Genomic DNA, 9,885 nt, shown 5'->3' on the forward strand with positions numbered 1-9,885 from the left:
CGGTGACGGTGCCGAGTGCGGCGGTGAGTTCGTCGAGGACGTCGGCGGCGTCGGCCTTGGCGCGCAGCACGGCGCCCAGACGCTCCTCGGTGAGGTCCATGAGGGATGTGTCGTCCCCGATGCCCGCCGCGTGCACCACCGCGGTGAGCGGGTGGGCCTCGGGTATGCCGGCGAGCAGGGCGGCGAGCGCGTCGCGGTCGGCGGCGTCGCAGGCCACGACCTCGGCCTCGGCTCCGGCGGTCCGCAGCTCCGCCACGAGGTCGGCGGCACCGGGGGCGTCGGGGCCGCGGCGGCCGGTCAGGATCAGGCGGCGGGCGCCGCGCGCGGCGAGCGTCCGGGCGAGGTGGGAGCCCAGGGCGCCGGTTCCGCCGGTGATGAGGACGGTGCCGTCCGGCCGCCAGGGCGCGGCGGCCGGCTCGGGCGCGGCACGGCGCAGCCGGCGGGCGAAGACACCGGCGTCGCGGATGGCGAGCTGGTCCTCGTCACCGGTGCCGGCCAGGACGGCGGCCAGCCGGGCGCCCGCGCGGCGGTCGAGGGTCTCGGGGAGGTCGACGAGTCCGCCCCACCGGCCGGGGTGTTCCAGCGCGGCGGTCCGGCCGAGCCCCCAGACGCGGGCGGCGGCGGGGTCGGTGAGCGGGTCGAGGCGTCCGGTGGAGACGGCGCCCCGGGTGGCGGCCCAGCAGCGTACGCCGGTGTCGTCCGCCCGCCCGAGCGCCTGGAGGAGGGCCAGCAGGCCGCCCGCGTCGGGGTCGAGGGCCAGGACTCCGGCCAGGTCGTCGGCGAGGAACAGGTCGGGGCGGACGTCGGAGGGCGCGCACTCGGTCACCCGGGCACCGGCGGCCCGCAGGGCGTCGGCCACCTCGGGCCGGGGTTCCCCGACCAGCAGCCAGGTGCCGGTGAGCGGGGTGTCGGGCCGGGTCTCCAACGGCGTCCAGGCGATGCGGTACCGCCAGGCGTCGACCACGGAGCGCTTCCGGCTCTCCCGGCGCCAGGCGGTGAGCGCGGGCAGCACGGTGTCGAGGCCGGTGTCGCCGTCGTGCAGGTCGAGCGCGGCGGCCACCGCGTCCCGGTCGGCCGCGTCGACGGCGTCCCAGAACCGCTCCTCGGCGTCACCGGTCGTCCCGTGCACGGCACGGGCGGGCGTGGCGTCGAGCCAGTACCGCTCGCGCTGGAAGGCGTAGGAGGGCAGCTCGACCAGGCGTCCGCCCGCGGTGAGGCGGGTGGGTTCGAGGGGTGCGCCGTGGCTGTGCAGCCGGGCGAGGGCGCGCAGCAGGCTCGCCGCCTCGCCGTGCCCGTCGCGCAGGGCGGGGACGACGACGGTGGTGGTCTCGACGCTGTGCGGCACGAGGGCGGAGAGGGTGCCGTCGGGGCCGAGTTCGAGGAAGCGGGTGTGCTCGGTGAGCGAGGCGATCGCGTCGGCGAACCGGACGGGCTGCCGGATCTGGCCCACCCAGTAGTCCGGGGTGGCGATGTCGCCGGGGGCCGTGGTCACGACCTGGACGGACGGGGCGTGGTAGGTCAACGACGCGGCGACGGCGGCGAACTCCGCCTGCATGGGCTCCATCAGGCGCGAGTGGAACGCGTGCGAGACCGTCAGCCGCTTCACGCGCACGCCCTCGGCGCGCAGCCGCTGCTCCAGTGCGTCGATCGCCTCGGCGTCGCCGGAGACCGTGACGGAGGTGGGGCCGTTGACGGCCGCGAGGTCCACGCCCTCCGGCAGCTCCAGGCCGTCCTCGGCAGCCTCCACGGCGAGCATCGCGCCGCCCTCGGGGAGCGCGTCCATCAGCCGGCCGCGCGCCGACACCAGGCGGCAGGCGTCGTCGAGGGAGAGCACGCCCGCGCAGTGCGCGGCGGCCAGCTCGCCGATCGAGTGACCGACCAGCACGTCCGGCCGGACGCCCCACGACTCCACCAGCCGGAACAGCGCCACCTCGACCGCGAACAGCGCGGGCTGCGTGTACACGGTCCGCGCCAGCAACTCCGCGTCGTCCCCGAACACCACATCACGCAGCGGGAGTTCGAGCTCCACCGCCGCGCACACCGCGTCGAACGCCTCCGCGAAGACGGGGAACGCCTCGTACAGCTCACGGCCCATCCCGACGCGCTGCGCGCCCTGGCCGGAGAAGAGGAAGCCGGTGCCGCCGCCCCGGACGACGTCCGTGCGGGCCTCGCCCCTGGCGAGTGCCGTCAGTTCCGCGACGAGTTCGGCGCGGTCGGCGGCCACCAGCGTGGCGCGGTGGTCCAGTGCGGGACGGGAGACGGCCAGGGAGTGGGCCAGGTCGACGGGGCGCAGCGTGTCGTCGCGCTCGAGCAGGTCGAGCAGCCGGTCCGCCTGGCCGGCGAGTGCCGGTGCGGACCGTGCGGACAACGGCACCAGCACGGGGCGCGCGGATTCCGGCGCCGCGGCCGGTGCGGGCCGGGCGGGCTGCTCGGGCTGGGCGGGCTGGTCGGGTGCCTGCTCGATGATGACGTGCGCGTTGGTGCCGCTCACGCCGAACGAGGACACGCCCGCGCGCCGGGGCCGTCCGGCCGACGGCCAGGGGCGGGCCTCGGTCAGCAGCGCCATGGCGCCGGCGGACCAGTCCACGTGCGTGGTCGGCCGGTCGGCGTGCAGGGTGCGGGGCAGCACCTCGTGCCGCAGTGCCTCGATCGTCTTGATGATGCCGCCGACGCCCGCGGCGGCCTGGGCGTGGCCGATGTTGGACTTCACCGAGCCGAGCCACAGGGGCCGTTCCGGGTCGCGTCCCTGGCCGTACGCGGCGAGCAGCGCCTCGGCCTCGATGGGGTCGCCGAGCCGGGTGCCGGTGCCGTGCGCCTCCACCGCGTCCACGTCGGAGGGCTCCAGCCCCGCCGACGCCAGCGCGGCACGGATCACCCGCTGCTGGGACGGGCCGTTGGGCGCGGTGAGCCCGTTGGACGCGCCGTCCTGGTTGACGGCCGAGCCGCGCACCAGGGCCAGCACGCGGTGGCCGTTGCGCACGGCGTCGGAGAGCCGCTCCACGAGGAGCATGCCGACGCCCTCGCTCCAGCCGGTGCCGTCCGCGTCGGCCGAGAAGGACTTGCAGCGGCCGTCGACGGACAGGCCGCGCTGGCGGGAGAACTCGGTGAAGATGGCCGGCGTGGCCATCAGGCTCACGCCGCCGGCCAGCGCCATGGTGCACTCGCCGTTGCGCAGCGACTGCACGGCCAGGTGCAGGGCGACCAGCGACGACGAGCAGGCCGTGTCCACGGTGACGGCCGGGCCCTCGAGCCCGTAGGTGTAGGCGAGGCGGCCGGAGGCGACGCTGGTGGAGCTGCCGGTGAGGAAGTGGCCCTCGACGCCCTCGGGCAGGCGCACGCCCACTCCGTAGCCGGACGACGCGGCGCCGACGAAGACGCCTGCCCGGCTGCCGCGCAGCTGGTGGGGGTCGATGCCCGCGTGTTCGAAGGTCTGCCAGGAGGTCTCCAGGAGCAGCCGCTGCTGCGGGTCCATCGCCAGCGCCTCGCGCGGCGAGATGTCGAAGAGGGCCGCGTCGAACTCGGCGGCGTCGGCGAGGAATCCGCCGGCGCGGGCGTAGGTGGTGCCGACGCGGTCGGGGTCCGGGTCGTACAGCGATCCCAGGTCCCAGCCGCGGTCGGTGGGGAACGGGCCGATGGCGTCGCCGCCTTCGGATACCAGCCGCCACAGGTCCTCGGGCGAGCCCACTCCGCCGGGGAAGCGGCAGGCCATGCCGACGACGGCGATGGGTTCGTCGGCGGGGGCCGCGACGGTGGCGGCGGCGGGTGCGTCGCCGTTGCCGGCGGTGAGCAGTTCGCGCAGGTGGGCGGCGAGGGCGGCGGGGGTGGGGAAGTCGAAGACCAGGCCGGCGGGCAGGCGCAGCCCGGTGGCCGCGTTGACGCGGTTGCGGAGTTCGACGGAGGTCAGCGAGTCGAAGCCGAGTTCGCGGAACACCCGGTCGGGGGCGACCGCGTCGACGCCGGAGTGGCCGAGGACGGCGGCGGCCTCGGCGCGCACCAGCCCGGTGAGCAGGCGGTGCTGTTCGGCGGCGGGGAGCGCGGCGAGGCGTTCGGCGAGCCCGGAGCCGCCGGTGACCGCGCCGGCGACGCGGCGGGCGGGCGCGCGGACGAGGCCGCGGAGGAGGGCGGGTACGGGGCGCAGCGTCCGGGCGGCGGACAGGTCGAAGCGCAGCGGGAGCAGGTGGGGCAGCCCGGTGTCGTGGGCGGCGTCGAAGAGGGTGAGCCCTTCGTCCGTGGTGAGCGCGCCGCCGACACGGGTGGCGCGGGAGACACCGGTGGTGTCGAGGCCGCCGCTGATGGCGCTCTCCTCCGCCCACAGGCCCCAGCCGAGCGCGGTCCCGGCGAGTCCCCGGGCGCGGCGGTGCTGGGCGAGCGCCTCCAGGTAGGCGTTGGCGGCGGCGTAGTTGGCCTGGCCGGGTGAGCCGAAGGCGGAGGACGCCGAGGAGTACAGGGTGAACAGGGCCAGGTCGTGGCCGGCGGTCAGCTCGTGCAGGGCCAGCGCGGCGTGCGCCTTGGGGCGCAGGACGGCGGTGATCCGTTCGGGTGTCAGCGCGTCGACGACGCCGTCGTCGGCGACGCCGGCCGCGTGCACCACGCCGGTGAGGGGGTGCCGGGCGGGGAGGCCGGCCAGGAGCGCGGCCAGCGCGTCCCGGTCGGCGGCGTCGCACGCCGCGACCCGCACCTGGGCGCCGAGCGCGCCGAGCCGTTCCACGAGTTCCCGGGCGCCGGGTGCGTCGGGGCCGCTGCGGCTCACGAGGAGCAGGTGGCGTACGCCGTGCCGTTCGACCAGGTGGTGGGCGAGCCGCTGCCCGAGGACGCCGGTGCCGCCGGTGACGAGGACGGTGCCGTCCGGGTCGAGGGCGCGCGGGAGGGTGAGCACGTTCTTGCCGACGTGCCGGCCGGCGCCGACGTGGCGGAGGACGTCGGGCGCCTGCCGGACGTCCCAGGTCCGCGCGGGCAGCAGGGTGAGGTGGCCGGCGCGGAACAGGTCGAGGACCTCCAGCAGCATCTGCTGGAGGCGGTCCGGTCCCGCGTCGCCGAGGTCGAAGGCGCGGTAGCTGCGGTCGCCGAAGGACTCCGGGTCGCGCAGGTCGGCCTTGCCCATCTCGACGAAGCGTCCGCCGGGGGCGAGCAGCCGTGCGGAGGCGTCGATGAACTCGGCGGCCAGCGCGTTGAGGACGACGTCCACGCCGCGGCCGGCGGTGCGTTCGGCGAAGGCCGCCTCGAAGCCGAGGTCGCGGGAGGAGGCGAGGTGGGCGGTGTCCAGGCCGGTGGCCGCCCACTTCGCGGGCGAGGCCGTTCCGTACACCTCGGCGCCGAGGTGCCGTGCGAGCTGTACGGCCGCCATGCCGACGCCGCCGGCGGCCGCGTGGATCAGCACCCGTTCGCCGGGCTCGAGGGCGGCCAGGTCGACCAGGGCGTAGTACGCGGTCAGGAAGGCCATCGGTACGGTCGCCGCGTCGGTGAACGTCCACTCCGGCGGCACCGGCGCGAGCATCCGCCGGTCGACCACGGCGAGGGGTCCGAAGCCGCCCGCGAACAGGCCGAACACGCGGTCGCCGGGTGCGAGGTCGCTGACGCCGCGGCCGACCTCGACCACGACGCCGGCGCCCTCCGACCCCATGAGGGCGGACGGGTCGGGGTACTGGCCGAGCGCGATCAGGACGTCGCGGAAGTTGACGCCGGCCGCGCGGACCGCGACCCGCACCTCGCCCGGCGCGAGCTCCGCGGCCGTCCCGGGGGCGGGGGTGAGGGCGAGGTCGCGCAGGGATCCGGTCGCGCGGTCGGCGGTGAGCCGCCACGCCCCGGTGTCGGGCACGGCGAGCGCGCCGGACGCCGACGCGCGGGCCAGCCGGGGGGCGAGCAGGGTGCCGCCGCGCAGGGCGAGCCAGGGTTCGTCGCCGTGGGCGAGCGCGGCGAGCAGGGCGTCGTCGGGGGTGGTGTCGGTGTCGGTGTCCAGCAGCACGAAACGGTCGGGGTGTTCGGCCTGCGCGGAGCGTACGAGTCCGCCGACGGCCGCGCCGGACAGACCGGTGACGTCGTCGCCGGTCGCGGCGGCCACGGCGGAGCGGGTGACCAGCACCAGGCGGGAGCCGGTGAACCGTTCGTCGGCGAGCCAGGCATGGAGGCCGGTCAGGACCTCGGCGACGGCGGTGTCGGTGTCCGCGTCCGCCACGGGCCAGGCGACGGCGTCGGGCGCCGCGCCGGTGTGCCCGGCGAGGAAGGCGTCGAGACTGTCGGCGGCGGTGGCGAGGGTGCCGGTCCGCTCCGGCACGGGGACGGCCGTCCAGTCGAGGGTGAACAGCGAGTCGTGGCGCGGGCCGACGGCGGTCGCGGCGCGCAGGGTCAGCGACTCGACGGTGGCGACGGGGCCGCCCTCGGGGTCGCTGATCCGCAGCGTCCAGGTGTCCGCCCCGGTGGGCGCCAGGTGGACGCGGGCCGTGGTGGCGCCGGTCGCGTGGAGGGTGGCGCCCTCCCAGCCGAAGGGCAGCCCGGCCCGGTCCGGGTCGAGACCGGTCAGGTGCAGCGCCGCGTCGAGCAGGGCGGGGTGCAGTCCGCAGCGGCCGGCGTCGCGGTGGGCGGCGGCGGGCAGTTCCACCTCGGCGTACAGTTCCTCGCCGGCCCGCCAGGCGGCCTTGAGGCCCTGGAACACGGGGCCGTACGTGAAGCCGGCCGTGGCGGCCCGCCCGTAGAAGCCGTCGAGGTCGATCGGCTCGGCCTGCGGCGGCCACGCCTGCGGCGCGCCGGCCGGGTCGGCCGCGGTGGCGGCGAGGACGCCGACGGCGTGGCCGGTCCACTCCTCCTCGCCGTCGGGGCGCGAGTGGATCTCCAGGCGGCGGGTGCCGTCCTCGTTCTCGGCCCCGGCGCTGACCTGGATCTGCACACCGCCGCGTGCGGGCAGCACGAGGGGCGCGGTGAGGGTGAGGTCCTCCACGGTGCCGCAGCCGACGTACTCCCCGGCCTGCCAGGCCAGTTCGACGAAGGCGGTGCCCGGGAGGAGGACGCTGCCGTGGATGGTGTGGTCGGTGAGCCAGCCGTGGGTGGCGGCGGTGATCCGGCCGGTGAGGAGCACCCCGCCGCCGGCGGCCAGCGACACGGCGGCCCCCAGCAGCGGGTGGCCGGCCGCGCCGAGCCCGGCGGAGGTCAGGTCCCCGGTGCCGATGCGGGCGCTCGGCCAGTACGCCTGCCGCTCGAACGGGTACGTGGGCAGTTCCACGGGCCGGGCGCCGGCCGCGGCCAGGGGGGCGGACCAGTCGACGGGCGCACCGTGGACGTGGGCGCGCGCGATGCCGTGGAGCAGGGCCGTGGCCTCGTCGCGGCAGGAACGCAGGGTGGGGACGGCGGTCACGTCGTCGGCGATGTGCGGGACGAGCGCGGACAGCGTGCCGTCGGGGCCGAGTTCGAGGAAGCGGGTGGCTCCGGCCTCGTGGGCCCGGCCGACGGCGTCGGCGAACCGGACGGGCTCGCGGATCTGGCTCACCCAGTAGCCGGGGGTGGCCAGGTCGCCGGAGGCGGTGGTCAGGACCGGGACGGTCGGGGTGCGGTAGGTGAGCGACCCGGCGACGGCGGCGAACTCCGCCTGTATGGGCTCCATCAGGTGCGAGTGGAACGCGTGCGAGACGGTCAGCCGCTTCACGCGCACGCCCTCGGCACGCAGCCGCTGCTCCAACGCGTCGACCGCCTCGGCGTCGCCGGAGACCGTGACGGAGGTGGGGCCGTTGACGGCCGCGAGGTCCACGCCCTCCGGCAGCTCCAGCCCGTCCTCGGCGGCCTCGACGGCGAGCATGGCGCCGCCGGACGGCAGCGCGTCCATCAGCCGGCCACGCGCCGAGACTAGGCGGCAGGCGTCCTCCAGGGACAGCACGCCCGCGCAGTGGGCGGCGGCGAGTTCGCCGATGGAGTGGCCGATCAGCACGTCCGGGGTGAGGCCCCAGGACTCCACCAGCCGGAACAGCGCCACCTCGACGGCGAAAAGGGCGGGCTGCGTGTACGCGGTCCGCGCCAGCAGCTCCGCGTCGTCCCCGAACACGACGTCCCGCAGCGGCAGTTCGAGCTCCACCGCCGCGCACACGGCGTCGAGGGCCTCGGCGAACACGGGGAACGCCGCGTACAGCTCGCGGCCCATCCCGACCCGCTGCGCGCCCTGACCGGAGAACAGGAACGCGGTGCGCCCGGGGGCCACCATGCCGGACTCGGCCTCCGGCGGGACCGTGCCCTCGGCGAGCCCGGCGAGGGCACGGAGGGCGTCGTCGTGTCCTGCCGCCAGCACCACGGTGCGCGCGGCGAGCGACGCGCGGGTGGTGGCCAGGGAGTGGCCGAGGTCGGCCAGGCGGGTCCCGGGCCGCTCGGTGAGGAGCGCGCGGAGGCCGGCCGCCTGCTCGCGCAGGGAGCGCGGGGTGCGGGCGGAGAGCGGCAGCGGGATCAGCGGCGGCTCGGCGGCCGTCGGGGAGGGCGCGGCCGGGGTCTCCTCGGACGCGAGGTCGGGCTCGGGGGCCTGCTCGAGCACGGTGTGCGCGTTGGTGCCGCTCACCCCGAACGAGGAGACGGCGGCGCGTCTGGTGCGGCCGGAATCCGACCAGCTCCGGTTCTCGGCGAGCAGCCGGACGGCGCCGGCCGACCAGTCCACCTGCCGGGAGGGCCGGTCGGCGTGCAGGGTGCGGGGCAGCACGCCGTGCCGCAGCGCCATGACCGCCTTGATGACGCCGGCCACACCGGCGGCGGCCTGGGTGTGCCCGATGTTGGACTTGACCGAGCCGAGCCACAGCGGCTGGTCGGCGGGACGGTTGCGGCCGTAGGTCGCGAGCAGTGCCTGCGCCTCGATGGGGTCGCCGAGACGGGTGCCGGTGCCGTGTGCCTCGACCAGGTCCACGTCGGAGGGCGCCAGGCCCGCCGAGGCGAGCGCGTCGCGGATGACCCGCTGCTGGGAGGGTCCGTTGGGGGCGGTGAGGCCGTTGGACGCACCGTCCTGGTTGACGGCCGAGCCGCGTACGACGGCCAGCACCTGGTGGCCGTTGCGCACGGCGTCCGAGAGCCGCTCGACCAGGAGGACGCCGACGCCCTCGCCCCAGCCGGTGCCGTCCGCGCCGTCGCCGAAGGCCTTGCAGCGGCCGTCGGCGGCCAGCCCGCGCTGCCGGCTGAACTCGACGAAGGCGGCGGGCGTGGCCATCACGGTGACGCCGCCGGCCAGCGCCATGGTGCACTCGCCCCGGCGCAGCGACTGCACGGCGAGGTGCAGCGCCACCAGGGACGCCGAGCAGGCGGTGTCCACGGTGAGGGCGGGGCCTTCCAGACCGAAGACGTAGGAGAGGCGGCCGGACAGGACGCTGGCGACCGCACCGGTGGCGAGGTAACCCTCGGCGGCCGCCGGGTCGGCGGCGAGCGCGGCGGCGTAGTCCTGGCCGTTGGTGGCGGCGAACACGCCGACGCGGCTGCCGCGCAGCGACTTCGGGTCGATGCCCGCGCGTTCGAAGGCCTCCCAGGAGGTCTCCAGCAGCAGCCGCTGCTGCGGGTCCATGGCGACGGCCTCGCGCGGCGAGATCTCGAAGAGCCCGGCGTCGAACTCGGCGGCGTCGTGGAGGAATCCGCCCTCGTGGGCGTAGCTGCCGCCCGGCCGCTCGGGGTCGGGGTCGAGCAGCGCGTCCAGGTCCCAGCCCCGGTCCGCCGGGAAGGGCCCGATGGCGTCCTTGCCCTCGGTGACCAGTTCCCACAGCTGTTCCGGGGTGCGGACCCCGCCGGGGAAGCGGCAGGCCATCGCCACGACGGCGATGGGCTCGGAGTCCCGCTCCTCGTGTTCGCGCAGCCGCTGGTGCGCCTGCCGGAGCTCACCCGTGACGAACTTCAGGTGGTCGAGCAGCTTCTCTTCATTCGCCATCAGCGTGACTCCCAGCA

1 protein-coding gene (only partly in view) is annotated in these 9,885 nt (G+C 76.6%); it reads right to left on the reverse strand.

Annotated features, from left to right (window positions below):
* Positions 1–9,868: the start of a type I polyketide synthase gene (locus ACWD3O_RS20015; RefSeq protein WP_451416798.1), read on the reverse strand. The gene continues 19,901 nt to the left of window position 1, outside the view; the window shows 9,868 of its 29,769 coding nt (coding positions 1–9,868); the start codon lies at positions 9,866–9,868; its stop codon lies off the left edge, out of view.
* Positions 9,869–9,885 lie beyond the last annotated feature (17 nt).

The organism is Streptomyces sp. NPDC002640, assembly GCF_053592575.1.